The 25168-nt window shown below is 48.9% G+C and carries 29 protein-coding genes and 2 pseudogenes; 20 read left to right on the top strand and 11 right to left on the bottom strand.

The window, feature by feature from the left end; all coding sequences use genetic code 11:
• Both GJV52_RS04470 and GJV52_RS04465 read left to right on the top strand, forming a co-directional pair.
• Positions 1–639 (top strand): TIGR01621 family pseudouridine synthase, encoded by a 639-nt coding sequence (locus GJV52_RS04470; RefSeq protein ID WP_100564365.1) that lies wholly within the window; start codon positions 1–3, stop codon positions 637–639.
• Between the two features lie 73 nt (positions 640–712).
• Positions 713–1372, top strand: a complete 660-nt coding sequence (locus tag GJV52_RS04465) for a hypothetical protein (RefSeq protein WP_095501761.1) — start codon at positions 713–715, stop codon at positions 1370–1372.
• A 63-nt stretch (positions 1373–1435) separates the two neighbouring features.
• On the opposite strand, the gene ubiG is transcribed toward GJV52_RS04465, so the two are convergent.
• The 6 genes and pseudogenes from ubiG to GJV52_RS04440 form a co-directional block, all read right to left on the bottom strand.
• Positions 1436–2152 (bottom strand): bifunctional 2-polyprenyl-6-hydroxyphenol methylase/3-demethylubiquinol 3-O-methyltransferase UbiG, encoded by a 717-nt coding sequence (gene ubiG / locus GJV52_RS04460; RefSeq protein WP_095501762.1) that lies wholly within the window; start codon positions 2150–2152, stop codon positions 1436–1438.
• A gap of 86 nt (positions 2153–2238) precedes the next feature.
• Positions 2239–2520 (bottom strand): GIY-YIG nuclease family protein, encoded by a 282-nt coding sequence (locus GJV52_RS04455; protein WP_100564363.1) that lies wholly within the window; start codon positions 2518–2520, stop codon positions 2239–2241.
• 75 nt (positions 2521–2595) lie between these two features.
• A complete protein-coding gene (locus GJV52_RS04450) occupies positions 2596–3060 on the bottom strand; it encodes a PNPOx family protein (protein ID WP_100564361.1) in 465 nt (154 codons plus the stop codon).
• 8 nt (positions 3061–3068) lie between these two features.
• The gene (locus GJV52_RS13370) at positions 3069–3197 is read right to left on the bottom strand and encodes a hypothetical protein (RefSeq protein WP_255408778.1); all 129 of its coding nucleotides are present in this window, start codon (positions 3195–3197) and stop codon (positions 3069–3071) included.
• Positions 3187–3909: a DUF554 domain-containing protein gene (locus tag GJV52_RS04445; RefSeq protein WP_100564359.1), complete on the bottom strand. Its 723-nt coding sequence runs from the start codon at positions 3907–3909 to the stop codon at positions 3187–3189. Before GJV52_RS04445 ends, GJV52_RS13370 begins: the two co-directional genes overlap by 11 nt.
• Before the next feature lie 123 nt (positions 3910–4032).
• Positions 4033–4658: pseudogene (locus tag GJV52_RS04440) on the bottom strand (UbiX family flavin prenyltransferase).
• Between the two features lie 98 nt (positions 4659–4756).
• Here GJV52_RS04440 and GJV52_RS04435 point away from each other — a divergent pair.
• The 10 genes from GJV52_RS04435 (at position 4757) to GJV52_RS04390 (ending at position 12927) form a co-directional block, all read left to right on the top strand.
• Positions 4757–5617: a ParB/RepB/Spo0J family partition protein gene (locus GJV52_RS04435; RefSeq protein ID WP_100564355.1), complete on the top strand. Its 861-nt coding sequence runs from the start codon at positions 4757–4759 to the stop codon at positions 5615–5617.
• Positions 5618–5996: 379 nt separating this feature from the next.
• Positions 5997–6350 (top strand): ATP synthase subunit I, encoded by a 354-nt coding sequence (locus GJV52_RS04430; protein WP_095501767.1) that lies wholly within the window; start codon positions 5997–5999, stop codon positions 6348–6350.
• Positions 6340–7206, top strand: coding sequence for a F0F1 ATP synthase subunit A (gene atpB, locus GJV52_RS04425; protein WP_095501768.1), 867 nt, complete (start codon positions 6340–6342; stop codon positions 7204–7206). The genes GJV52_RS04430 and atpB overlap by 11 nt, the downstream gene beginning before the upstream one ends.
• Positions 7207–7286: 80 nt before the next feature.
• Complete coding sequence (gene atpE / locus GJV52_RS04420) at positions 7287–7520, top strand: F0F1 ATP synthase subunit C (protein ID WP_004284425.1); 234 nt, start codon at positions 7287–7289, stop codon at positions 7518–7520.
• A 70-nt stretch (positions 7521–7590) separates the two neighbouring features.
• Complete coding sequence (locus GJV52_RS04415; RefSeq protein ID WP_095501769.1) at positions 7591–8061, top strand: F0F1 ATP synthase subunit B; 471 nt, start codon at positions 7591–7593, stop codon at positions 8059–8061.
• Positions 8062–8065: 4 nt separating this feature from the next.
• Positions 8066–8599, top strand: coding sequence for a F0F1 ATP synthase subunit delta (locus tag GJV52_RS04410; protein WP_100564353.1), 534 nt, complete (start codon positions 8066–8068; stop codon positions 8597–8599).
• Between the two features lie 10 nt (positions 8600–8609).
• Positions 8610–10157 carry a F0F1 ATP synthase subunit alpha gene (gene atpA / locus GJV52_RS04405; RefSeq protein WP_100564351.1) on the top strand — a complete coding sequence of 516 codons (1548 nt, stop codon included), beginning with the start codon at positions 8610–8612 and terminating at the stop codon, positions 10155–10157.
• A gap of 25 nt (positions 10158–10182) precedes the next feature.
• Positions 10183–11058 carry a F0F1 ATP synthase subunit gamma gene (atpG, locus tag GJV52_RS04400; RefSeq protein WP_095501772.1) on the top strand — a complete coding sequence of 292 codons (876 nt, stop codon included), beginning with the start codon at positions 10183–10185 and terminating at the stop codon, positions 11056–11058.
• Positions 11059–11093: 35 nt separating this feature from the next.
• Entirely contained in the window at positions 11094–12491 is a 1398-nt protein-coding gene (gene atpD / locus GJV52_RS04395) for a F0F1 ATP synthase subunit beta (protein ID WP_095501773.1), read from the top strand.
• A gap of 10 nt (positions 12492–12501) precedes the next feature.
• A complete protein-coding gene (locus GJV52_RS04390; RefSeq protein WP_095501774.1) occupies positions 12502–12927 on the top strand; it encodes a F0F1 ATP synthase subunit epsilon in 426 nt (141 codons plus the stop codon).
• 335 nt (positions 12928–13262) lie between these two features.
• On the opposite strand, the gene GJV52_RS04385 is transcribed toward GJV52_RS04390, so the two are convergent.
• From GJV52_RS04385 to ppk1, 3 genes are all read right to left on the bottom strand, one after another.
• Positions 13263–14045: an IS3 family transposase gene (locus GJV52_RS04385; RefSeq protein WP_229439506.1), complete on the bottom strand. Its 783-nt coding sequence runs from the start codon at positions 14043–14045 to the stop codon at positions 13263–13265.
• A 14-nt stretch (positions 14046–14059) separates the two neighbouring features.
• Positions 14060–14416, bottom strand: a complete 357-nt coding sequence (locus GJV52_RS04380) for a helix-turn-helix domain-containing protein (RefSeq protein WP_095503833.1) — start codon at positions 14414–14416, stop codon at positions 14060–14062.
• 98 nt (positions 14417–14514) lie between these two features.
• Positions 14515–16575, bottom strand: coding sequence for a polyphosphate kinase 1 (gene ppk1, locus GJV52_RS04375; RefSeq protein ID WP_100563784.1), 2061 nt, complete (start codon positions 16573–16575; stop codon positions 14515–14517).
• Between the two features lie 340 nt (positions 16576–16915).
• Here ppk1 and GJV52_RS04370 point away from each other — a divergent pair, with 340 nt between their 5' ends.
• The 3 genes from GJV52_RS04370 to mscL all read left to right on the top strand — a co-directional run bounded on the left by GJV52_RS04370 (position 16916) and on the right by mscL (position 19708).
• On the top strand, positions 16916–18127 hold the full coding sequence (locus GJV52_RS04370) for an MFS transporter (protein ID WP_095501930.1): 1212 nt from the start codon (positions 16916–16918) through the stop codon (positions 18125–18127).
• A gap of 133 nt (positions 18128–18260) precedes the next feature.
• Entirely contained in the window at positions 18261–19046 is a 786-nt protein-coding gene (gene fabI, locus GJV52_RS04365) for an enoyl-ACP reductase FabI (RefSeq protein WP_095501931.1), read from the top strand.
• 215 nt (positions 19047–19261) lie between these two features.
• Positions 19262–19708: a large conductance mechanosensitive channel protein MscL gene (gene mscL, locus GJV52_RS04360; RefSeq protein ID WP_100563785.1), complete on the top strand. Its 447-nt coding sequence runs from the start codon at positions 19262–19264 to the stop codon at positions 19706–19708.
• A 66-nt stretch (positions 19709–19774) separates the two neighbouring features.
• On the opposite strand, the gene hslO is transcribed toward mscL, so the two are convergent.
• Both hslO and GJV52_RS04350 read right to left on the bottom strand, forming a co-directional pair.
• On the bottom strand, positions 19775–20689 hold the full coding sequence (hslO, locus tag GJV52_RS04355; protein ID WP_100563786.1) for an Hsp33 family molecular chaperone HslO: 915 nt from the start codon (positions 20687–20689) through the stop codon (positions 19775–19777).
• 110 nt (positions 20690–20799) lie between these two features.
• Entirely contained in the window at positions 20800–22446 is a 1647-nt protein-coding gene (locus tag GJV52_RS04350; protein ID WP_100563804.1) for an ABC1 kinase family protein, read from the bottom strand.
• Between the two features lie 312 nt (positions 22447–22758).
• On the opposite strand from GJV52_RS04350, the gene GJV52_RS04345 reads away from it, so the two are divergent.
• The 5 genes and pseudogenes from GJV52_RS04345 to GJV52_RS04330 all read left to right on the top strand — a co-directional run bounded on the left by GJV52_RS04345 (position 22759) and on the right by GJV52_RS04330 (position 25123).
• Positions 22759–23370, top strand: a complete 612-nt coding sequence (locus tag GJV52_RS04345) for a C40 family peptidase (RefSeq protein ID WP_095501934.1) — start codon at positions 22759–22761, stop codon at positions 23368–23370.
• 19 nt (positions 23371–23389) lie between these two features.
• Complete coding sequence (locus tag GJV52_RS04340; RefSeq protein ID WP_095501935.1) at positions 23390–23602, top strand: hypothetical protein; 213 nt, start codon at positions 23390–23392, stop codon at positions 23600–23602.
• An 87-nt stretch (positions 23603–23689) separates the two neighbouring features.
• A pseudogene (locus GJV52_RS13510) lies at positions 23690–23836 on the top strand (lipoprotein signal peptidase).
• A gap of 250 nt (positions 23837–24086) precedes the next feature.
• A complete protein-coding gene (locus GJV52_RS04335) occupies positions 24087–24431 on the top strand; it encodes a CidA/LrgA family protein (RefSeq protein ID WP_095503029.1) in 345 nt (114 codons plus the stop codon).
• Positions 24431–25123, top strand: coding sequence for an LrgB family protein (locus GJV52_RS04330; protein WP_095503030.1), 693 nt, complete (start codon positions 24431–24433; stop codon positions 25121–25123). The genes GJV52_RS04335 and GJV52_RS04330 overlap by 1 nt, the downstream gene beginning before the upstream one ends.
• Positions 25124–25168 lie beyond the last annotated feature (45 nt).

Here is a 25168-nt window from a genome sequence, read left to right as displayed (position 1 = left end):
ATGTGGGTGATTCTTTTTCAGAATCAAAACTTCGTTGCCATCAACAAACCTTGTCACATTGCGGTGCATCAGGAAGAAAACCAAATCAGCTTGACGCAAACGCTGGCAGCACAATTGGGTTTAGAAAGGGTATGGTTGCTGCATCGATTGGATAAAGCAACCAGCGGTGTATTGTTGTTAGCACTCAATGAGCAAACGGCTTCAGAATTGGCCCAACAATTTTCTGACAAAACCATGTGCAAAACTTATTTGGCACTGAGCGATACAAAGCCATCCAAAAAGCAGGGTTGGATTAAAGGTAGAATGGAAAAATCCCGCCGTGGGGCATGGAAGTTAACACGAGATATGGCCAATCCTGCCATTACTCAGTTTCATAGCCATGCGATAGCACCTAACCTACGCTTATTTGTGTTGCAACCGCACACGGGTAAAACGCATCAATTGCGTGTTGCCATGAAAAGCTTAGGCAGCCCGATTCTGGGTGATGAATTGTATGGCGGAATGCCCGCCGAACGAATGTATTTACACGCTTGGCAAATAGAATTCCAACATCGCGGTGAGCATTTTAAAATCACTGCACCCTTAGATACAATATGGCCGTCTGAATACATTTATGCCGTATTATCTCCATCGCTTTAACACAGCATTTACGCACTTTACAGACGGCATAGTATAATAGCCGCTCTCATATCTGAATGACTTTACAAACAGCATGAAACTTATTTTTCAAAAACTGATTCTGGCATTGAGCCTGAGCACTGCTGCCATGTCGGCGCAAGCCGTTACTTATATCTGTAAGGTAGATGGCGGGATTGTCTTTACCGAAAAGAAAATCGGCACGCAATGTGAGGAATCCCATACCAATGGCGCTGCTCAGGTCGCACCTGAAGAAGCGACCAAAGCCTTACCTGAGAAAGTGGATTTAAAAGAAGCCCCAGGTTCTGCTGCGCCGGATGTCAGCGATATTAAAATTTTGCCACAGGCCACCAGTGGTAGCGTAACCAATAGCGCCGAAGCGGCTAATCCCCGTATGAATATCAAGCTGCGCAATGGCAATGATACATCAGGCCGTAAAACCAGTGCCGGTGATTTGAAATCAGCCCAAGCACGAGCTGCCGAGCTGAACCGCAAGGCCAAAATCATTCATGCGCCGGTGATTAATGCACCGGTTGCCAAACCGAAGCCACAGCTTACCCGCAAGCAGATTCTGCAAAACGAAATCCGCAATGAGCAAGCTGCATTGGCGCGTGCTAAAGTGCAATTGAATGTGGCGCGCAAGAAAGGCGATCAAGCCAAAATCAGCCGTCTGAACCAAGCAGTACGCGATCGTGAAGCCAATATTCGTGCCATTCAGGGCGAAATGAAGCGTTAATTAATGAAGTTCAACAAAAGGCCGTCTGAAACATTATGTTTCAGACGGCCTTTTGTTGTGTGATTAAGCCGGACGACAGGCAATCATATAATTGGTGTCCGTCACATCACTGATGCTGTATTCTTTAGTTAACAGATTGTATTTCATGCCTTTTGTATCGACAACATCCAAACCGGCTTGGCGACACATCCGCGCCAATTCCGCAGGCGTAATGAATTTTTGCCAGTCGTGCGTACCTTTCGGTACAAAGTTTAATACATATTCTGCGCCGACAATCAAATGCAGATAAGATTTCGGATTGCGGTTGATGGTGGAGAAAAACACCATGCCATCAGGTTTCACCAATTGTGCGCAGGCTTTGATAATAGCGGCCGGATCGGGCACATGCTCGAGCATTTCCATGCAGGTGACCACATCAAAGCTATGTGGTTGCTCAGCAGCCAACTCTTCCACAGGTACGCAGCGGTAAGCAATATTATCGACGTTTTGTTCCGCCGCGTGCACTTCAGCTACTTTCAAAGACTTTTCGGCCATATCGATGCCGGTCACATGCGATGCACCGCGTTTGGCCATGCTTTCGGCGAGAATGCCGCCACCGCAACCGACATCCAAAACCTGCTTGCCGCTCAAATGACCTAAGCCATCGATGTAACCCAGGCGCAGCGGATTGATGTCGTGCAGCGGTTTGAATTCGCTGTTTTTATCCCACCATTTTTCAGCAATTTGGCTGAATTTGGCGATTTCGTTGTCGTCAACATTGCGTTGGATGTCGGTGGTCATGATCGGTTTCCTGAGTGAACAGAATAAGGATTTTATAACAAAGCAGGGTAGAGTGGTAGGCCGTCTGAAATCTCTGTTAGCTTCTTTCAGACGGCCTTGATTTCTTGTGCATTTGCCATTTCCAACCATAAAACGCGCTTTTGTGCGGCATTTAATTTCTTGGTGGCGATTTCTTGCTTGAGTGCGTCGCTTTTACTGAGGCCGTCTGAAAGTACGCGCATGGCGATGGGCTTGTGAATGCGGGTGTAGCGAGCGCCTTTACCGGTTTGGTGCGCTTGAAAACGCTCGTTCGGGCGGTTGGTAATGCCGCAATAAAGCGATTCGTTGGCACACAAAATCAAATACACGCACCAGTTTTCAGTGCTCATGGGGTTCATTCCGTAAATAGGCCATCTGAAATGTAGCGGCAAAGATTATAAGATGTTGAGTCATCATTGGTCTTTTTAGACGGCCTTATCGTTTGATTCATGCTTGTCTTCACGCGTCCAATGTGTTTTTTGGGCGAACACTAATTTGTTATCGGTAAATTTCACTTTATCCAGCCGCAATGCCCAGACATCGCTTTTCATTGCGCGTGCGACCGGATGGGCATGGTAAAAAAGGGCAACAGCGGCTTTGCGTTCGGCTTCGTCGGTTAAACATTTAGCTTGTGCTTGAAACTGAATGCCACTGATTTTGGTGATGCTGTCGGGCTGGCCGGAGATGGTGCCGGCAATGCGGGGCTGCGCCGCCATGTTGCTGCCGTGTTGCGTGGTTTGGGAAGTCAACACAATCAGTTGCGCATTGGCTTCATCGAATACATAAAAGCAGCAGGCGCTCCATAATTCGCCTGTGCTCGATTGAGTGGCGATGCTGACGACATGGTTACGTTGGAGAAATTTGGCCATATTGTGGGGGAGAGCGTTCATCAAGACTCCTATCGTTTCAGACGGCCTGAATCGGCCGTGGTTGAGTGAAGCGCAAACCATGATACGCCGATACGGCTGGAAATTAAACTATCTACCGCTTTGAATGCCCAATAGGCCGTCTGAACGCTACACCACATACGTTGCCCAAATATGCGACAGCGGCATCACCAAAATCAGGCTTGGCAGCATATTGGCCACCGGAAACGATTTGATTCCCATAATTCGCAAGCCTGTCATCAGCAGCATCAGGCCACCGGCAGCAGCAAAATCTGCACGCATATCGGGCGTGGTAAGTGGCACAATCAGCGCGGCCAAGAAAAACAGCAAGCATTGAAACAGCGTTTGCGGAATAGCGATAAAAGCCACAATCGCGCCAAGGCTGATGGCGAAAATCATCGCAGTGAACACGTCTAAAATCGCTTTAATATACAAAATCGACGGATCGCCGCTCATGCCTTCGTTCATCGTGCCGAAAATCCCCATGCCGCTGAAGCAGAACAAAATCACCAGCGACACATAGTTTTCCAAAAATTTTTCCGCACTTAAGTCGCCTTTTTTCGGTAGAATTTTATCCACAAGATTTTGGCTGGCAATTGCAAGCTGTTTAATCCATTTTTCAATGTCCACCCATTCGCCGATAACCAAACCCAGCACCAAAGCAACGCTGACTGCGGCAAAATATTTCACACCCGGAATGGTCATAATCCCCAAACCAATACACAACAAACCAAATAAAGTGGGCAGATTGGCGCGCACGCGTTCAGGCAGTGCGCCGCCAAGACTGAGGCCGATGATGGCGCCGCCGATAATTGCCGCGGCATTAACCAAAGGGCCGACAGGTAAATGCATGATGTTTCCTTTAATATCGGGAATGAGGATTTCCCATAAAACAGGCCGTCTGAACATTCAGACGGCACAGTCGTTTCAGTATCGTATTAGCAGAAAATCTTCATGATTTCCTGCTGATTTCATCTATTTTGATTCGCCTTCGCCCCAGTGCGGCAACTCAGGCACATCAATGTCAAACATTTCCAAGGCGCGGCCGACGCTGTGGGTGACGATATCATCCACCGATTGCGGCTGTTGGTAAAACGCAGGCACAGGCGGGAAGATGATGCCGCCCATTTCGGTGACGCGTTTCATGTTGTCCAAATGCGCCAAATTCAGCGGCGATTCGCGCACCATCAACACCAAGCGGCGGCGTTCTTTCAATACCACGTCTGCCGCTCGTGTGAGCAGGTTGTCGTTGTAGCCATGGGCAATGGCCGCCAGTGAACGCATGGAGCAGGGCGCCACCAACATACCGGCGGTGCGGAAAGAGCCGCTGGAGATCGCCGCGCCCAAATTGCCGATGGGGTGCACGACATCGGCCATCGCCATGATTTCTTCCTTAGAATAGGGCGTTTCCAGCGCACGCGTCATGTCGGCACCTTTGGAAACCACCAAATGCGTTTCGATGTCGGGCAAGTTTTGCAGAATTTGTAGGGCTTTGTAGCCGTATTGAAAACCGCTTGCGCCGCTGATGCCGATGATGAGCCGACGTGTCATGTATTGCCTTTCTGTGTCAGGCCGTCTGAAAGCGTTATTATAGAATACAAATTGTCTATCCGTAGCAATATCCGATAAAATAGCGCATGATTTGATAAGGCCGTCTGAAAAGCGCTGTTGTGGCGCCGTTAAAATAAAGGATAACAATATGGCAAAAATGAAAGGCGGTTTGGGCCGCGGTTTAGATTCCCTGATTTCCAATGGTGTGGACAACAGCACCAGCGACCGTCTGACTTCTGTCGCCATCAGCGATATCCAGCCCGGCCGCTATCAGGCGCGTGTGCAAATGGATGACGAAGCGTTACAAGAGTTGGCCGATTCGATTAAAGCGCAAGGCGTGATTCAGCCGGTGATTGTGCGCGAACACGGTTTGTCGCAATATGAATTGATTGCCGGTGAACGCCGCTGGCGCGCGTCGCAATTGGCCGGATTGACTGAAATTCCGGTGGTTATCAAAACCATCAGCGACGAAACCGCGCTGGCGATGGGCTTGATTGAAAACCTGCAACGTGAAAACCTGAATCCGATTGAAGAAGCACAAGGCTTGAAACGCTTGGTCGATGAATTCGGCCTAACGCATGAAACCGTGGCTAAGGCTGTCGGTAAAAGCCGCAGCGCGATTTCCAACAGTTTGCGTTTGTTGAGCTTGCCCGAACCGGTACAAGATATGCTTTACCAACGCCGCTTGGAAATGGGGCATGCGCGTGCGTTGTTGACGTTGCCGGTGGTCGAGCAATTGGAATTGGCGCAAAAGGCAGTGAAAAACGGTTGGTCGGTGCGTGAAGTCGAGCGCCGTAGTCAGTTGGCACATCAAAGCAAAGAGGTTGAGCCGAAGAAAACCATCAGTCCTGATGTGCAACGTTTGAATGACGCATTGACCGAGCGATTAGGTGTGAATGCCGAAATCAAAACCACCAATCAGAAAAAGGGCAAAATCGTGTTGCATTTCGACACGCCGGAAACCTTTGAATATCTGTTGAAACAATTGGGCATTCAATACGATGCATAGCCTTTAATTTTGGGCTAAATACCAAAAATTTTAAGTAAAACTGTTTCATTTGCACAAAAAAATGATGCTTCAGGCCGTCTGAAAATTTCAGACGGCCTTATTAAAATCTGATTGAAATCAAAGAGATTATGTGAAGTCAAAACAACGGAATATGTTGGGTGTTTATAAATTATTGTATTTCAAGATTAATAAGTATGTAACAGTGTGTAATTTGTGTTAAAATCCTCGCAAAATTGCAGTTGTCAAACAAAGAAATTTTCTGAAATTGCAGTATCCTCAAATAATAACGTTTCACAAAGCTTAACAATCGCTTGACGACATAGCACTTCTTGATTATAGTAGCCTCGCTTTGGTATTGTGGCTCAATCGCCTTAAAAATATGAAGCAGATTTTAATTTTACAAGTGATTGTCTTGTTTGCGGTTTCTGCCTTAAGCGCGATAATCGTAGGCAAAAGCGGTTTTTGGTCGGCATTAGCCGGCGGAATCACCTATCTCATCCCTTCATCTATTGCAGTTTTACTTTTAAAGCTTGTTAAAAATAATCCTTACCTGCAAAGCAGGATGTTTATTTTTGGAGAAGTTTTAAAAGTAGTGCTGTCGCTGGTGTTGATGCTGATTGTGTTTGCAATTTGGCATGAATCACTGGTTTTCCTTCCGTTTTTCTTCGGATTGCTCGGCGTCAGCCATTTGGTTTTTTTGTATTATTTGAGAGTTAAAGACTATGGCAGGTGAATCTATGACCGCTGCCGACTACATCAAGCACCACTTGCAAAGCTTGACCAGTTTGTCGGACGTAACCCAAGGCCAAGGCCTGAAAAATATCGCTGATTTCTCTTACATCAACTTGGACGCAATTTTCTTTGCGGTCGTGTTGGGGATTATCGGTAGCTTTATCCTATGGCGTGGTGCCAAAAAAGCAACCGCCGGCGTGCCCGGCCGCTTTCAAGCTGCGGTAGAAATCCTGTTTGAGTTTGTGGATGATATGTGTAAAAGCATTATCCATAACGAACAATCACGCAAAGCCGTTGCGCCATTAGGTTTGACCTTGTTTGTATGGATTTTCCTGATGAATGCCATGGACTTGCTGCCGGTTGATTTGTTGCCGCTGGCTTGGCAGGGCATTACTGGTGACCACTATGCATTATTGCGTGTCGTGCCGACCGCTGATTTGAATACCACGCTGGCATTGGCTATCGGTGTCTTGATTATTTGTATTTACTACAACGTGAAAATCAAAGGCTTCGGCGGTTGGATGCACGAGATGTTCAGTGCACCATTTGGTGCGAAATTGGCACCTGCCAACTTTTTGTTGAATATCGTGGAATTCTTGTCGAAAACCGTATCACACGGTATGCGGTTGTTCGGTAACATGTATGCCGGTGAGCTGGTATTCTTGCTGATTGCTTTGTTGGGTGGTGCATGGGCAGCTTCCGGCAGCATTGGCGTGATGGATCCGATTCTGTTCATGTTCCACATTTTGGCCGGTTTGGCTTGGGCGATTTTCCACATTTTGGTGATTACCCTGCAGGCATTTATCTTCATGGCGCTGGCGTTTGTTTACATTGGCCAAGCACATGATGCACACTAAGTTTAGTTGTTCTTTTTAAGTAGTTTTTCAATTTTTTCAACGTAGTTTTAACCTTTGTTTTCTTTTAAGGAGTTTTAAAAATGGGTTTGATTGCTATTGCATGTGGCTTGATCGTAGCTTTGGGCGCTTTGGGTGCTTCTATCGGTATCGCTATGGTAGGTTCTAAATACTTGGAATCTTCTGCTCGTCAGCCTGAATTGATTGGTCCATTGCAAACCAAACTGTTCTTGATCGCTGGTTTGATCGATGCCGCGTTCTTGATCGGTGTTGCTATTGCCTTGCTGTTCGCCTTCGTTAACCCGTTTGCAGGCTAATCCGAACACAAGTTCGTTACAAACGGTTTCATCGTTTGTTTGATTAACCCTAATACGAAGGTTAAGTAAAGTGAATATTAATGCAACCTTATTTGCGCAGATCATCGTCTTTTTCGGTTTGGTTTGGTTTACCATGAAATTTGTGTGGCCGCCAATCGCAAAAGCGTTGGACGAGCGCGCCGCCAAAATTGCTGAGGGTTTGGCTGCAGCCGAACGCGGTAAAAGCGATTTTGAGCAGGCAGAAAAGAAAGTTGCAGAACTCATGGCCGAAGGGCGTGGACAAGTTGCCGAAATGGTGGCTAACGCCGAAAAACGTGCTGCTGCAATTGTAGAAGAAGCCAAACAGCAAGCTTCTACAGAAGCCGCACGCATTACAGCACAAGCTAAAGCCGATGTTGAGCAGGAAATGAACCGCGCGCGCGAAGCGTTGCGCGAGCAAGTTGCTGCATTGGCTGTGAAAGGTGCAGAGTCTATCTTGCGTAGCGAAGTGGATGCTTCTAAACACGCAACCATGCTCAACACTTTGAAACAGGAGCTGTAATCCTATGGCAGAGTTCGCAACGATTGCCCGACCTTATGCAAAAGCATTATTTGGTTTGGCACAGGAAAAAAACCAAATTGAGTCTTGGTTGGGCGGACTGAAAGAATTGGCAGCAATGTTGCAGGATCAGAAAGTATTGTCTCTGGTCGAGCAGCCTGAAACCGCTGCTTCCGATAAAGCAAAAGCATTGACTGATTTGGTCGGTTTGAATGATGTAAGCCTTACAAATTTTGTAAGCGTTCTGGCCGAGCAAAAGCGTTTGAATGTTTTGCCGGAAGTGTACGCGCAATATCAAGACTTAGTCTTGGCACTCAACAATACCAAATCAGCCGTTATTTACAGCGCATACGAATTAACGTCTGAGCAGTTGGCTGATTTGACCGCTACTTTAAAAACACGTTTCAACACCGATTTGCAAGTGAGCACGAAAATTGATCCGGAATTAATCGGTGGTGTGAAAGTAGAAGTGGGTGACCAAGTCTTGGATCTGTCTGTGCAAGGTAAATTGAATGCCTTGTATACGACTATGACAAATTAGGAGAGTTTTCATGCAGCTTAATCCTGCTGAAATTAGCGATTTGATTAAAGCCAAAATCGAAAATCTGTCGGTTAACGCAGAAGTACGTACCCGCGGTACGGTGATTTCTGTGACTGACGGTATCGTACGTATTCACGGCTTATCAGACGCCATGCAAGGTGAGATGCTCGAATTCCCAGGCAACACTTTCGGCTTGGCCATGAACTTGGAGCGTGACTCCGTTGGTGCCGTAGTGTTGGGTGAATACGAACACATCAAAGAAGGCGATACCGTTACTTGTACCGGTCGCATTTTAGAAGTGCCGGTAGGCCGCGAGCTGGTAGGCCGTGTGGTAGATGCATTGGGTCGTCCGATTGACGGTAAAGGCCCGATTAATGCTTCCGGTTCTGCACCAATCGAAAAAATTGCACCAGGTGTAATTGCCCGTAAATCGGTTGACCAACCAATGCAAACCGGCTTGAAAGCCATTGACTCTATGGTTCCGGTAGGTCGTGGCCAACGTGAGTTGATCATTGGTGACCGTCAAACCGGTAAAACCGCCGTTGCTTTGGACGCGATTGTGAACCAAAAAGGCACCGGTGTGATTTGTATCTATGTTGCCGTAGGTCAAAAAGCATCTTCGATTGCCAACGTAGTGCGTAAATTGGAAGAGCATGGCGCAATGGAACACACCATTGTGGTGGCAGCAACTGCTTCTGAAGCAGCAGCATTGCAATACATTGCCCCTTACTCAGGTTGTACCATGGGTGAATTCTTCCGCGACCGCGGTGAAGATGCCTTGATCGTTTACGATGACTTGTCTAAACAAGCCGTTGCATATCGTCAAATTTCCCTGTTGCTGCGCCGTCCGCCAGGCCGCGAAGCCTATCCGGGTGACGTATTCTACTTGCACTCTCGTTTGTTGGAGCGCGCTGCTCGTATCAACGAAGATGAAGTGGAAAAACTGACCAATGGCGAAGTGAAAGGTAAAACCGGTTCATTGACCGCATTGCCGATTATCGAAACCCAAGCCGGTGACGTATCTGCATTCGTACCGACCAACGTAATTTCGATTACCGACGGCCAAATCTTCTTGGAAACCGACCTGTTTAACTCTGGTATCCGTCCTGCAATCAACGCCGGTATTTCTGTATCGCGCGTGGGTGGTGCAGCGCAAACCAAAGTCATCAAAAAACTGGGTGGCGGTATCCGTTTGGCATTGGCGCAATATCGTGAATTGGCTGCGTTCTCTCAGTTCGCATCTGATTTGGATGAAGCAACACGCAAACAATTGCAACACGGTGAAGTGGTGACTGAATTGATGAAACAAAAACAATTCAACACCTTGAACACCGCTGAAATGGCATTGACTTTGTTGGCGATTAACAATGGCTCGTATTCTGATGTTCCAGTTTCTAAAGCATTGGCTTTTGAAGCGGAATTCTTGAGCTATGTCCGTACCCAATTGCCGGATGTGCTGAATGCGATTAATGCTTCAGGCGCGATGTCTGATGAAGCGGAACAAGCATTGACCGAAGCCATGAAAACTTTCAAATCTTCTTACGCTTACCAAGCCTAAGAATAGCAGATGAAAGGAGTCTGAAATGGCAGTAGGAAAAGAGATTCTCACCAAAATTCGCAGTGTTCAGAATACCCAAAAGATCACTAAAGCGATGCAAATGGTGTCTACCTCTAAAATGCGGAAGACTCAGGAACGGATGCGCTTAGCGCGTCCGTACGCCGAAAAAGTACGTACGGTAATGAGCCATTTGGCACAAACCGAAACCGATCACGGCATTAAATTGTTAGAACCGCATCGCGAAGTACGCCGTGCCGGTTTCATCTTGATGACGACTGATAAAGGTTTGTGCGGTGGCTTGAATGCCAATGTATTGAAGAAATTTTTGGCGCAAGTTCAAGAGTATCAGGAGCAGGGCATTGAAGTTGATGTCGTGTGTCTGGGCAGTAAAGGTTTGGCAGCTTGCCAAAGTATCGGTTTAAACGTGATTGCCAGTGCAGTGAATTTGGGCGATACGCCTAAAATGGAATTGTTGCTGGGTCCGTTGACTGAAATTTTCCAACGCTACGAAAAACATGAATTAGATGTGATTCACTTGGTGTATTCTGGTTTTGTGAATACCATGCGCCAAGAGCCACGTATGGAAGTATTGCTGCCTATCGGTCAAAACGAGATTGAACAAGTCAATCCCGATTCTCAATATGGTTGGGAATACCGTTATGAGCCGAGTCCTGTTGCTGTATTGGAATATCTGGTTCGCCGCTATTTAGAATCTGTGGTTTATCAAGCATTGGCTGATAACATGGCATCTGAACAAGCCGCGCGTATGGTAGCGATGAAAGCCGCTACCGACAACGCAGGCAATGCCATTAAAGAGCTGCGCTTGGTGTACAACAAATCGCGTCAAGCTGCGATTACCACAGAATTGTCAGAAATTGTTGCAGGTGCAGCGGCTGTTTAGGCCGTCTGAAACTGTACAGAAAATAGGATACGATAATGAGCCAAGGCAAAATCGTACAAATTATTGGTGCCGTAGTTGACGTGGAATTTCCACGCGATGCTATCCCGCACGTTTACGATGCCCTGAAATTGGACGAAACCGGTCTGACCCTGGAAGTGCAACAACTTTTGGGCGACGGCGTGGTGCGTACCATTGCAATGGGTAGTTCAGACGGTTTGAAACGCGGTATGACCGTAAGCAATACCGGTTCTCCGATTGCCGTACCTGTGGGTCAGGCAACATTGGGCCGTATTATGGACGTATTGGGTAACCCGGTTGACGAAGCAGGCCCTGTGACTGCTGCTGAAACTCGCGCGATTCACCAGTCTGCACCTAAATTCGACGAGCTTTCAGCTGCAACCGAATTGTTGGAAACCGGTATTAAAGTAATTGACTTACTTTGTCCGTTTGCCAAAGGCGGTAAAGTAGGCTTGTTCGGTGGTGCCGGTGTGGGTAAAACCGTAAACATGATGGAATTGATCAACAACATCGCCAAAGCGCACAGCGGTTTGTCTGTGTTTGCCGGTGTAGGTGAGCGTACTCGTGAAGGTAACGACTTCTACCACGAGATGAAAGATTCCAACGTATTGGATAAAGTAGCCATGGTTTACGGTCAGATGAACGAACCTCCGGGCAACCGTTTGCGCGTTGCTTTGACCGGTTTGACTATGGCTGAGTACTTCCGTGACGAAAAAGACGAAAACGGCAAAGGCCGCGACGTATTGTTCTTCGTAGACAATATCTACCGCTACACTTTGGCCGGTACCGAAGTATCTGCATTGTTGGGTCGTATGCCGTCTGCAGTAGGTTATCAACCGACTTTGGCTGAAGAAATGGGTCGTTTGCAAGAGCGTATTACCTCTACGCAAACTGGTTCGATTACTTCTATCCAAGCCGTTTACGTACCTGCGGATGACTTGACTGACCCGTCTCCGGCAACAACCTTTGCCCACTTGGATGCAACCGTGGTATTGAGCCGTGATATTGCTTCTTTGGGTATTTACCCTGCCGTTGACCCGTTGGACTCTACTTCACGTCAGTTGGATCCGATGGTATTGGGCCAAGAGCACTATGATGTTGCACGCGGCGTTCAGTCTACTTTGCAAAAATACAAAGAATTGCGCGATATTATCGCCATTCTGGGTATGGACGAATTGTCTGACGAAGACAAACTGACTGTAATGCGTGCCCGTAAAATCCAACGCTTCTTGTCACAACCGTTCCACGTTGCTGAAGTATTTACCGGTTCTCCAGGTAAATATGTGGCATTGCGTGACACCATCGCCGGCTTTAAAGCCATCTTGAACGGTGAATACGACCACTTGCCAGAACAAGCGTTCTACATGGTGGGCGGCATCGAAGAAGCAGCCGAGAAAGCGAAAACCTTAAACTAAGGAGGCCGGCATGAGCATCATGCAAGTTGAAGTGGTCAGTAGCGAACAAAACATCTATTCAGGCGAAGCCAGCTTTGTGGTGGTTCCGACTGTACAAGGTGAGCTCGGTATTTACCCGCGACACGAGCCGATCATGAGTTTGGTACGTCCCGGTGCATTGCGTTTGACCGTGCCGGGTCAGGCTGAAGAAGTGTTGGTTGCTGTTTCCGGCGGTTTGTTGGAAGTGCAGCCTGAGAAAATTACCGTATTGGCGGACGTTGCCGTCCGCAGTGCGGAGATGGATCAGGAGCGTGCCGAGCAAGCTAAGAAAGCAGCGGAAGACCGTATTTCTAAGGCGCAAGACGATGAATCTTTGGCAAAAGCACATGCTGCTTTGGCCGCAGCCATCGCCCAGCTCAGAACCTTGGATTATCTTCGTTCGCAAAAAAACAAATAAGCATTTTTGCTTCAAAAAAGCACGGTGGAAACCGTGCTTTTTTATCGTCTAAAGGTTGTTGAAGCTCAGACCGAAAGCTTGAGACCTTTGCAAAACTTCTTCAAAAGCTTGCACACACAAAACCGCCGTCATTCCCGCGTAGGCGGGAATCCATTTTTAAGCATAGCAAGCTTCTGAATAAAATAGGTTTCATAGAGGTCACGATGGATTCCCGCCTACGCGGGAATGACGGCCTTTAGGGCTTTTATTGTTGGTTCTTGAGATTTTGCAAAAGTCTCAGGCCGTCTGAAAAGTATGAACTGTCCCCCAATTCTTGGACAAGTTAATAATCTTTCTCAAACAGCCTGTTCAAGCTGGGTTCTGTAAGCCACAGGACTCAGCTTTTTTAAATTCAAACTAATACGTTCATAATTGTAGTAACGTATGTAATCATCTATCACTTTGGTCAACTCTGTCACCGATAACACACCTTCCTGATAGAAGCTCTCCACCTTCAATGTCCCGAAGAAACTCTCCATCGGTGCGTTATCCCAGCAATTCCCTTTGCGCGACATGCTTTGCACAATGCCTTTCTCGGCCAGTTTCGCCCGATAAGCCTGAGTTCGGTAAAGCACACCTTGGTCGGAATGCAGCAGCGGCGTTTGTCCGTTCAGACGGCCGAATGCCTTATCCAGCATCTGCATCACCATCTTGCTGTCCGGCTTTCTACTGAGCTCATAAGCCACTATCTCACGATTGAATACATCCAGTATCGGTGATAAGTACAGTTTGCCGTCGGTGCATTTAAACTCGGTCACATCGGTCAACCATTTAGCTCCTGCTTTATCGGCAGTGAATGCACGCTTAAGGATGTTTTTCGAGGTCTCGCCTATGACCTGTGGACGATAGGCTTTTTTGTTGCGCACTTTGGCTTTTAGCCCCAATAGTCTCATAATACGTTGCACTTTCTTTTTATTCCACGACAATACGGCACCAATCCGCCGTTGGCCGTAGCGGCCTTTGTGTTGGTGATAGACTTCACTCACCGCTGCTTTGGCTTCTATATCGGGATCAGGTCTGCCGATGTGGTAGTAGAAACTGCTTTTGGGTATGCCGGCACTGTGCAACAGGTATTTCAGCGGGTGCTTCGCCCTCAGCGTTTGAACGGTTTCGCAGCGTTGGCGGCGTTCTTTTCGTTGAGGGCTTTCATGTGCTTTAGGTAGTCGTTCTCCGCCCTCATGTAGCGTAACTCTTCAATCAGCTCTGCCTGAGTTTTTTCATGGTCAGGTTTGTCGACGATAAAGGGATTCTTGCGTTTGGTCTGCATAGTCTTCATAAGCGTAGCCTGTGGGTGTTGAAGTGCGGTTATACCGCCTTGTCGGTAGGCGGCAATCCAACGGCGCAGATGTGTGCGTGAGACGTTGAAATGGTCTGCGGTGCGCTGTTGGCTGTGCACTTGATGGTAATGGAGTACGGCTCGGTATTTGAAGTCTAGTGTATATTTGGACATAAGAAAACTGCACCTTTTTAAGTTGGGGGGAAAGTGTCCAACTTTTGGGGTGCAGTTCACTTGTTTTCAGACGGCCTTTCTTATTAAACTAAGAAAGATTATTTACTGTACATCGCCCACAAATCTTCTTGCAGATTCACCAATGCGTCGCCTTCTGCAGCTTGAACACGGATATACGAGCCGTTAGGTTGCATTTCCCATGCTTTGGTATTGTCTTCCAATGCCATGGTTAAACCTTCGCGAATCACACGCGCTTTCAGCGTGGGGTCAAGAATCGGCGTGGCCACTTCGATACGGCGGAAGAAGTTGCGCCCCATCCAGTCGGCGCTGGAAATATAGGTGTCTTCTTTGCCGCTGTTGTAGAAGTAGAAAATGCGCGAGTGTTCGAGTTGGCGGCCGATGATGGAACGCACACGGATGTTGTCCGACAAGCCTTTCACGCCGGGGCGCAGGGTGCACATGCCGCGTACAATCAGGTCAATTTGCACACCGGCGGCGCTGGCTGCATACAAGGCTTCAATCACGCTTGGCTCAATCAAAGAATTCATCTTGGCAATGATTTTGGCCGGTTTACCGGCGCGAGCATTTTCCGTTTCCTGCTGAATGCGGCTGATGATCATCGGATGCAGCGTAAACGGGCTTTGATACAATTTGTTCAGACGGCCTGGCTTGCCTAAGCCGGTGATTTCCATAAATAAGGTGTTCACATCGGCGGTAATGGCGGCATCATCGATAATCAAACCAAAGTCGGTGTAAATGCGCGATGTGCCTTGGTGATAGTTGCCCGTGCCCAAGTGCGCATAGCTTTTCAGAAGGCCTTCTTCACGGCGGATAACCAAGGCCATTTTGGCGTGCACTTTGTAACCAAATACACCATACACCACGTGCGCACCGACATTTTCCAGTTGCTGTGCCCAGCTGACGTTGTTGGCTTCGTCAAAACGCGCCATCAATTCGACCACCACGGTGACTTGTTTGCCTGCCAATGCGGCACGCATCAGCGCTTTAACCAATTCGGAATTGCTGCCGGTGCGGTAAATAGTCATCTTGACGGCCAATACATCCGGATCGCTGGCCGCCTCGCGAATCATTTGAACCACCGGGTCAAACGACTGGTAAGGATGGTGCAGTAATATCGGACCTTGCCTGGCTAAGTCCAAAACAGAGCCGTTTTTGCCCAATTTTTTCAGACGGCCTACCGTTGCCGGTGGCGCAAATTTCAAATCGGGGCGGTCAACTAAATCAGGCACGGCATTCAAACGCACCAGATTGACCGGTCCCTTTACCTGATATACTTCGGATGGTTTCAATTTGAATTGGTTGAGCAGGAACTGGCAGATATGTTGCGGACAGGTATCGGCCACTTCCAAGCGCACGCCGTCGCCGTACTCGCGGTCGCGCAATTCGCTCTGAATGGCGGTGCGTAGGTTTTCCAAATCATCATCGTCAACGGTCAAATCACTGTCGCGCGTCAAACGGAATTGATGACAGCCTTTGACTTCCATGCCCAAAAACAGCTTATGCACATGCGCGTGCAAAATAGACGACAGGAACACGAAACCTTCATTGCCATCGCAAATTTCAGACGGCATTTTCACCACGCGCGGCAAAATGCGCGGCGCTTGCACAATCGCCATGCTGGACGGGCGGCCGAAGGCATCGGTGCCTTCCAATTCTACGGCAAAGTTAAGGGATTTGTTCAACACGCGCGGGAAGGGATGCGACGGATCAAGGCCGATGGGGGTCAAAATCGGCATCAATTCGTTGTCGAAATATTCGTTAATCCATTTTTGCTGCTCGGGCGTCCACGTGTGGCGGCGGTAGAAATGAATGCCTTGTTTGGCCAGTTCCGGTTGCAACACTTCATTAAACAGCGCGTATTGTTCTTCAATCAAGGCGTATGCTTGCACGGAAACATCTTCAAGCGTTTCAGACGGCGTTTTGCCGTTGTCGAGCACAACATGCGGACGGAGCTTTTGGTCGCGTTTCAACGAAGCGACGCGCACTTCAAAAAACTCATCTAAGTTAGACGACACGATACACAGAAAACGCAAACGTTCCAACAGCGGCACGCTTGGGTCTTGCGCTTGTGCCAACACACGGCGGTTGAATTCGAGCAGGCTTAGCTCGCGGCAGAGAATTCGGTTTTGATCAGGCATAATTTTTCCCCTATTTGGGCATAGGTATCTTGTTAAAATAAAGTCATTTATCGAATATCAGTATAGCGCGTTTTTAGGGCGGTGTAACCGTGGCCGGTTGAGTTTGAATGGGCGCTAAACGGCAACGGGCAAGCATAATCAAGCTGTGTGAATGTTTGATGACAGGCCGTCTGAATTTGACGCGTTCAGACGGCCTAAATAGGTAGGTAAAACGGCGGTTCGTGTCGGCCGGTAAATTCCTTTACAATGCTTGAAAAGATTTCTATTGCCAATGTTTTGCAAATTTTTCAGACGGCCTGATAGTGATAATAGGCCGTCTGAACGCAATAAGAGTAACCCGATGAATAAAAACCAAACGCGCCGATCTGCCGCTTTATCACTCGGCTTTTTATTGTTTGCCGTGGTCGTTTTGGCCGTCAATTTGCGCGCGCCTTTAGTGGCCTTGGGGCCGGTGGTCGGTTTTATCCGTGATGAACTTGGCGTATCCGGTTCATTTATGGGCATGGTCGCCGCCTTGCCCTTGCTGGCATTTGCCCTGTTCTCACCTTTGGCGGCACAGTTGGCCAAGCGTTTCGGCATGGAAAACGTGTTAATCGGCTCTATCGTGCTGATGATAGCAGGCATTGCGCTGCGCTCAGCATATCCTTCCGCTACGCTGCTGATGTGGGGCACGATTATTTTGTCTGCGGCGATTGCAATGGGCAATGTGCTGCTGCCGGCTTTGGCCAAACGCAATCTGCCGACGCGGGTAGGTTTGGTGGTGGGGACGCTATCTGCGGCGATGTCGGTATCGGCCACTTTGGCGGCCGCATGGGCGGTTCCGTTGGCGCAATGGCAGAATTGGCGCTGGTCGCTGGGCGTGTGGTGGCCGTTTGCTGCTTTTGCTTTGGTGATTTGGTGTTTGGCACGCAAAAACCTGCGCACCAATGCAGTCGAGACACCGCCGCAGCGTTCAGACGGCCTGAATGTGTGGCGCTCGCCAACGGCATGGTGCATCAGCGCGTTTATGGGTATTCAGTCGCTGATGTTTTATTCGGTGGTGAGCTTTCTGCCGTCGGTGTTGGTCGAGAAGGGCATGACTGCTTTGGCGGCGGGCGGACATAGTTCGCTGTTGCAAGTGGCTTCGTTGGTCGGAGCTTTGTCGATTACTGCCTTGTTGGGCAAAACATATAAAACGCAGCAAGTCATTTTGGCCGCGGCGTTGATTTTAACCGTCGGTATTGCCGGCATTTGGTTGGGCAATCAAGCGAGTATGTGGCTGTGGGTGGTGTGCACCGGATTTGGTGCTTCAGCCGTGTTTTCCGCCGCGTTGATGCTGTTTGCCATGCGCACGGATTCACCGCAGCAAGCCGCTTCTTTGTCGGGCATGGCGCAGGCGGTGGGCTATTTGATTGCGGTGGCTGGGCCTTTGGGTATGGGCGTGTTGTATGACGTGTTCGGCTCGTGGTCGGCATCGATGGGCGTGCTGACCGGCTTGATGGCAATTGAATGCCTGCTGGCTTGGTTTGCCGCTAATCCTAAAACACTGGCGCAAATGCAGCGGCATACTTAGGCCGTCTGAACGGCAGTGTATTGTTTTTATTCCAAAACAACGGCTTTTTGCTATAATGCTTCGTTTAACATCTTCGCTTTTCCATTGGGTGAAAGTGATTCACAGTGCAACACCACACTTTAAAGGATAAAAAATGGGTTTTTTGCAAGGTAAAAAAATTCTGATTACCGGTATGATTTCCGAGCGTTCGATTGCTTACGGCATCGCCAAAGCATGTCACGACCAAGGCGCAGAATTGGCGTTTACTTATGTTGTGGATAAATTAGAAGAGCGCGTGCGCAAAATGGCCGCCGAATTGGGCTCTGATTTGGTGTTCCGTTGCGATGTCAACAACGATGCCGAAGTAGAGCAAGTGTTCGCCGATTTGGGCAAAAGCTGGAACGGCTTAGACGGCTTGGTACACGCGATTGCTTTTGCACCAAAAGAAGCCTTGAACGGTGATTTCCTCGACAGCATCAGCCGCGAAGCCTTCAATACCGCGCATGAAACTTCTGCCTACAGCCTGCCGGCCTTGGCTAAAGCTGCCCGTCCAATGATGAAAGGCCGCAATTCTGCCATCGTAGCGCTGAGCTACTTGGGTGCCGTGCGTGCGATTCCGAACTACAACGTGATGGGTTTGGCCAAAGCCAGCTTGGAAGCCGCCATCCGCTTTACAGCTTCTGCTGTTGGCCGTGAAGGCATCCGTTGTAACGGTATTTCTGCCGGCCCAATCAAAACCTTGGCTGCTTCCGGCATTGCCGATTTCAGCAAATTGTTGAGCCATGTGGCTTCACAAAATCCGTTGGGTCGCAACGTGACCATTGAAGAAGTGGGCAATGCCGCCGCATTCTTGCTGTCGGACTTGGCTTCAGGCATCACCGGCGAAATCACTTATGTTGACGGTGGCTACAGCATCAATGCTTTGAGCGTAGAAGAGTAACAGCCAAAATAGGCCGTCTGAAAAGTGGTGTGAAAAAGTCACATCTTGGTTTCAGACGGCCTTTGTTTGATAAAAATGATATATTATTTGTGCTGTTTATAGGGTATATACAAAATTTAATCTTAATAAATAAATATTAACAAATAAAGCGTTATCATGCCTGCCTTCGATTTTAAATCAGAGATTGATTCACACAGTTTTCAGGAGTTTAAGTAATGTCTATTGCATCAGAGTTTAAAGAGTTTATTATGCGCGGCAACGTGATCGACTTGGCAGTCGGTATGGTTGTCGGCACAGCGTTCAGCGGTATCGTAAAGTCATTGGTTGACGACGTGATTATGCCGCCTATTGGTATTTTGATTGGTGGCGTGGATTTTTCCAACCTGTTCATCACTTTGAAGGAAGGTATACCGCCTGCAGGTGAAGCCGGTTATGCCACACTGGAAGCAGCAAAAGCGGCCGGTGCAGTCACTTTAAACATCGGCCTGTTTATCAATACCATCATCAGCTTCCTGATTATCGCGGCTGCGATTTTCTGTGTGGTAAAAGTATTAAATTCTATGAAACGTGCCGAAGAAGCACCTGCTGAAGAGGCACCGGCTGAGCCATCTGAAGAAGTATTGTTGTTGCGCGAAATCCGTGATTCTTTGAACAACAAATAATCATCGGTTTAAAGTGATGAAAAATGCCGTCTGAAATCGTTTTCAGACGGCATTTTTTAGTTCAGGTTACTGAATCCGTTGCGCTTCTTCACGAACGGCCGACACCACATTGGCACCGAATAAAGCGTTGACATCGGTTTCATCAAACACATATTTTTCATGGCAGAAATCGCAATCCACCGCAATGCTGCCTTGTTCGGCGACCACGCCGCCGACTTCTTCGCCACCCAGCATCAACAACATATCGCTGACTTTACCGCGTGAGCAGGTGCAGGCAAATTCGATGTTTTCCGGTTCAAATACACGTGGCGGGGTTTCGTGGAACAGGCGGTACAACACATGTTGTGCGTCTAAGTCAGTCAATTCGTCGGTGGTCACGGTTTGCGCCAAGGTGCTGACGTGGTTCCATGCTTCGTCATCGATTTCTTCTTCTGGGAGGCGTTGCACCAGTAAACCACCGACGCTGGTGTCTGAAGCGGCCAGCACGATATGCGTATCGAGCTGCTCGGAGCGTTTCATATAGTTCATCAACATTTGCGCAATGCTGTCGCCTTCCAGCGGCACCACGCCTTGCCACGGCTCGGCATCTTTGGGTTGCAGGGTCAGCACAAATACGCTGCTGTCGCCCAATAAATCGGTCAGGCTTTCATCATCGGTGATGTCGGCGTGTTCGTCCCAACGGGCGGTGGCGCGCACGGTTTGCTCGGAAGTTGCTTCCACCACCAACATTTTCAGACGGCCTTGACCTTGCACCTGCACAATCAGCGTGCCGTCGATTTTCAAATTGCTCGACAGCAATGCACCGGCAGCCAGCAATTCACCCAATGCACGGCGGATGGCGGCAGGGTAGTGTTTTTGTTTGACGATGTGCTGCCAAACATTTTCCAAGCGGACATGCAAACCGCGTACGGGCATATCGTCGAAGATAAAGCGTGTGCGGGTGTCGGCAGGGTAAGTAGCAGCAAGATTTTGTGTGGTCATAATATTTCTCTGTTTGGATAAGCAATTACCCGCTATATGGTTGCGCTTGTGGATAAATCAAGGCCGTCTGAACGCAAAATAGGTTCAGACGGCCTTTCATCATAACCGCGTTAATGCTTTCCCGAGCGCCAAATCGACCACATAATCCACAAGCTGTTGGCGAAGGCCAGCAGGTAGCCGAAGAAGCCGATAAATTTGGGGCCGGTGTCTATGCTCATGACGATGGACGAACCGATAATCAGCGCGGCGGTGACGATGCCCATGGTCAGGCGGTTGGTGGCACGATCAATTTGTTGGCTGAGCTGATCGAAGCGTTTGAAATCGAGCGTCACACCTATTTGTCCCTTTTGCAGGCGGCGGCTTAGGCGGAACAGGTTTTGCGGCAAATCATCAGCGGCTTGCAGCAGGGTTTGCATGTGCATTTTGCTTTTGCGCAAGAGATGCTCGGGCGAGGCGCGTTCTTTAAAAGCAGTGGTGACGATGGGTTTGGCGCGCTCGAGTAGCTCAATTTGACCATCGAGCCGTTTGACCACGCCCTCGAGTGTAATCAGCGTTTTAAACAGCATCACCAAGTCGCCCGGCAAGGTCAGGCCGTGGCGGCGCATGATTTGGGTGATGTCGTTGATGACTTGGCTGATGCGCAAATCGCGTACCGGCGTGTGTTCGTAGTTGAGCAGCATTTCCAACACATCGGCGCCGAGCAGGTTTTCATCAGGCAACTCTCCTTCCGCCCAGTTGCTCAATACATATTGCATGGTGAATTGGTCTTTGTGGGCGAGTGCGTTAATCAAATCGATGATTTCACGGCGGCGTGTGCTGCTTAAGTGGCCGACCAAGCCGAAATCGATAAAGGTGATGCGGCCGTCTGAATTGATGAAGATATTGCCCGGATGCGGGTCGGCATGGAAGAAACCTTGCTGTAGTATCATGGTAAACAAGGTATCGGTGATCTGCGTGGCCAAGCGGCTGCGCACTTCCGGTTCGAGGGTGTCGATGTCGATGTTTTTCAGCAAAGTATCGCTGATGTGTTCCTGCACTAAAATCAGGCGATTGGATAATTCGGGGTAAACTTTCGGCACATGCACCGATTCATGCTGCTCGAAGGTTTTGCCGAAACGCTGCATATAGCGCAGTTCGACCGATAAATCTGTTTCTTTGGCCAAGCTGCGGGCGAAATACTGCACCATCTGCACCGGTTGGTAGCGGCGCATTTCGGGAATCTCCGATTCAATCAGGCTGGCGATGTGGTTGAGAATGCGCAAATCGGCCTGAATCACGGGGTCGATGTCGGGGCGCTTGATTTTCACTGCTACGGTTTCGCCGTTGAGCAACACCGCCTGATGCACTTGGGCAATCGACGCGCTGCCGATGGGATGGGGCTGGATGGATTTGAAAATTTCCCTTGTCGGCCGCCCCAGCTGCGATTCGATCAGCTTGTGGATATTGGTGACCGGAATCGGCGCTACATTGCTTTGCAGTCGCTCAAATTCTTCAATCCATTCCACGCTGAAAATATCCACGCGTGTGGACAACACTTGGCCGAGCTTGATAAATGTCGGGCCGAGTTCTTCAAATGCCATGCGGAATCGGCGCGGTGTGCTCAAGTAATGGCTGTCGGGATCGGCTTTTTTGCGGTCGCTCTGATGGCCGAGCTTAATGCGCTGTACAAAGCCGCCCAAACCGTGTTTGGTCAGGATGGTAATAATCTCGCGCATACGCGAAAGGTCGCGCATCGCCAGCAGGGTGGGAATCATCATCATTTTTGGGATTTGTAAAATTTGTTTATAAACAAGATATTAACGCAATATAACCGTTACTCTTTTGCCAAGCGGGCGATTTTTTAATACAATCAAACAGATAACATTTAAGATACAGCATAACATAATCAAACAGACAGCATATAGGGCTTGTTGACGCTGCACGCTTCATCTGAAGAATACCGACTTTCTGCTGCACATGACTGCAAGCTTTTTAGCTTGCTGTTATTTTTTGCTGCATGTCGCGCATTTTGCAAGCGAGCAGGGCAACGACACTTTAAAAAGGCCGTCTGAAACACTTGGAAGTAAGGAATGAACCGTTTCGCAAAACTGACGGCGCTATTGGCTTCGGCCTGTATGCTGTTTTCCGCTATGAGCATAGCGCATGCCGATGATTTGGAAAATATGCTGAACAGCCGGCAGCAGGTTATTAATCTGTTTAATCAGGATGCCGGCAGTAATACGGCTACCCCGTTTATGCCTGCACGGGCGAATCCGCCGATAGCCGAACAATCATCAGGCAGCGCCGACGAATTAATTAAAAGTGCTATGGGTTTGCTTGGGGTGGCTTACCGCTACGGCGGCACTTCGGCGCGTACCGGCTTTGACTGCAGCGGCTTTATGCAGCATATTTTCCGCCGCACCCTGGGTCTGAACCTGCCCCGCACTTCTGCCGAGCAAGCCAAGATGGGTACGCACGTCAACCGCAGCGAGTTGCAGCCGGGTGATATGGTGTTTTTCCGCACCATGGGGCGCGGGCGTATTTCCCACGTCGGCCTATATATCGGCAACAACCGCTTTATCCACGCGCCGCGAACGGGTAAAAATATTGAAATCACCAGCCTAAGCAATAAATATTGGAATTCAAAATACGCTTTCGGCCGCCGTGTGAAGAAAAACGATCCATCACGCTTTTTAAATTAAACGAAGGAAATACCGCAGTATGAGTATGCCTGAAATGCCGAAATGGTACGGCGACGACGGTCAAATCGTGTCATGCACCGAAAAAGTGAAGGTGATGAATGAAAACATGAGCGAGCTGTATCAAATGGCGCAAGATGCGTTTGAAGATGCGCTGTTGATGGGGTGCGGCGAAGCGCAGTTGCGTGAATATCTGAAAACCTTGATGGAAGGTTTGGAAAACCCATACCGCTAATTTATATCATGGCAGTTAAAAACGGCATTCGTGAAGAGTGCCGTTTTGCGTTTCAGACGGCCTCAATATGAAAATAGGCCGAGACCTTTGCAAAATCCCCATCTTTGGCGCATTTCTTCGTTGTGCGCTGCTCGAAAGCTTGCCTATCTTGATGATATGTCTGCGCTTTCTGTGCTGCTACAACTTTGAACTGTACTCAAATCTGGGGTTTTGCAAAGGTCTCAGGCCGTCTGAAACATAAATTAAAGCCATTGCTTTTCAGACGGCATCACTCTTTAATTCAGCCTAAAAAGCCTATTTAAAACAAAAGCCGTAAAAAATACCGTGAAACGCCGTGATTCCCTTTTCAGACGGCCGCGCTCGCGTTATGATTAATGCCTTAATAAAATCAAATCAACAGGCTGCCTTCTGATTTCAAGCAGCATACGTTTTCCCAACTTCCCACACAGGCCGTCTGAAACATTGGGGCGGATAAAGGATCATCATGAACTTCATCGGCGCGTTGCTCATCATTTTAGGCTGTTTGGCCGTGGGTGAGGGCGTGGTATTGTTTTTCGGCATCAAGCTGCCGGGCAGTATTGTCGGCATGGGCGTTTTGTTTGGCCTGCTGAAGCTGGGCTGGGTTAAGGTGTCGTGGTTGAAGCAGCTTTCGGATACCCTGATGGCGAACCTGACCCTGTTTCTTGTGCCGCCCTGCGTGGCGATTATCAGCTATTTGGATTTGATTGCCGACGACTGGTTCCCGATTTTAACCGCCACGGTATTGAGCACGCTGTGTGTGCTGCTGGTGACGGGTAAAGTGCACGAATGGGCGCGGAGGTGGATGTAATGGAAATCTTCCATACGCCGAGCTTATTGCTGTTTTTAACGCTGGCGGTGTTCGGCTTGGCTAATATCATTCGTGTCCGCACCGGCAATGTGTTGTGTAATCCGGTGCTGATCAGCACGATAGTAATGATTGCGTATTTGAAACTGTTCCGCATCGATTACGATACCTACCACGATGCCGCGCAGTATATCGATTTTTGGCTCAAGCCCGCGGTGGTGGTGTTGGCGGTGCCGCTGTTTTTGAACTGGGAAAAAATCCGCAACCAATGGCTGCCGATTTTGTTGTCGCAACTGGCCGGCAGCGTTACCGGCATTGTGACCGGCGTGTATTTGGCCAAATGGTTTGGTGCGGGTAGGGAAGTGGCTTTGTCACTGGCGGCCAAATCGGTGACCAACCCGATTGCGATTGAAATTACCAAGTCTATCGGCGGCATTCCGGCGATTACCGCAGCTACTGTGATTATTGCCGGTTTGTTCGGGCAGATGGTTGGTTACAAAATGCTGCACGTCGGCACGGTGCACAAGCCTTCTTCAGTGGGGATGTCGCTGGGTACGGCTTCGCACGCGATGGGCATTGCCGTTTCGATGGAACACAGCCGCCGCATGGCCGCCTATGCCGGCTTGGGCTTGACGCTCAACGGGGTGTTGACCGCGCTGATTGTGCCGGTGTTGATGCCGTTTTTGGGCATTTGAATGCAAAAATGATGGTTCAGACGGCCTTTGAAACAGGCCGTCTGA

The organism is Neisseria brasiliensis (assembly GCF_009671065.1).
GTDB classification, from domain to species: Bacteria; Pseudomonadota; Gammaproteobacteria; order Burkholderiales; family Neisseriaceae; genus Neisseria; species Neisseria brasiliensis.
This window is presented reverse-complemented; position numbering and strand designations above follow the sequence as displayed.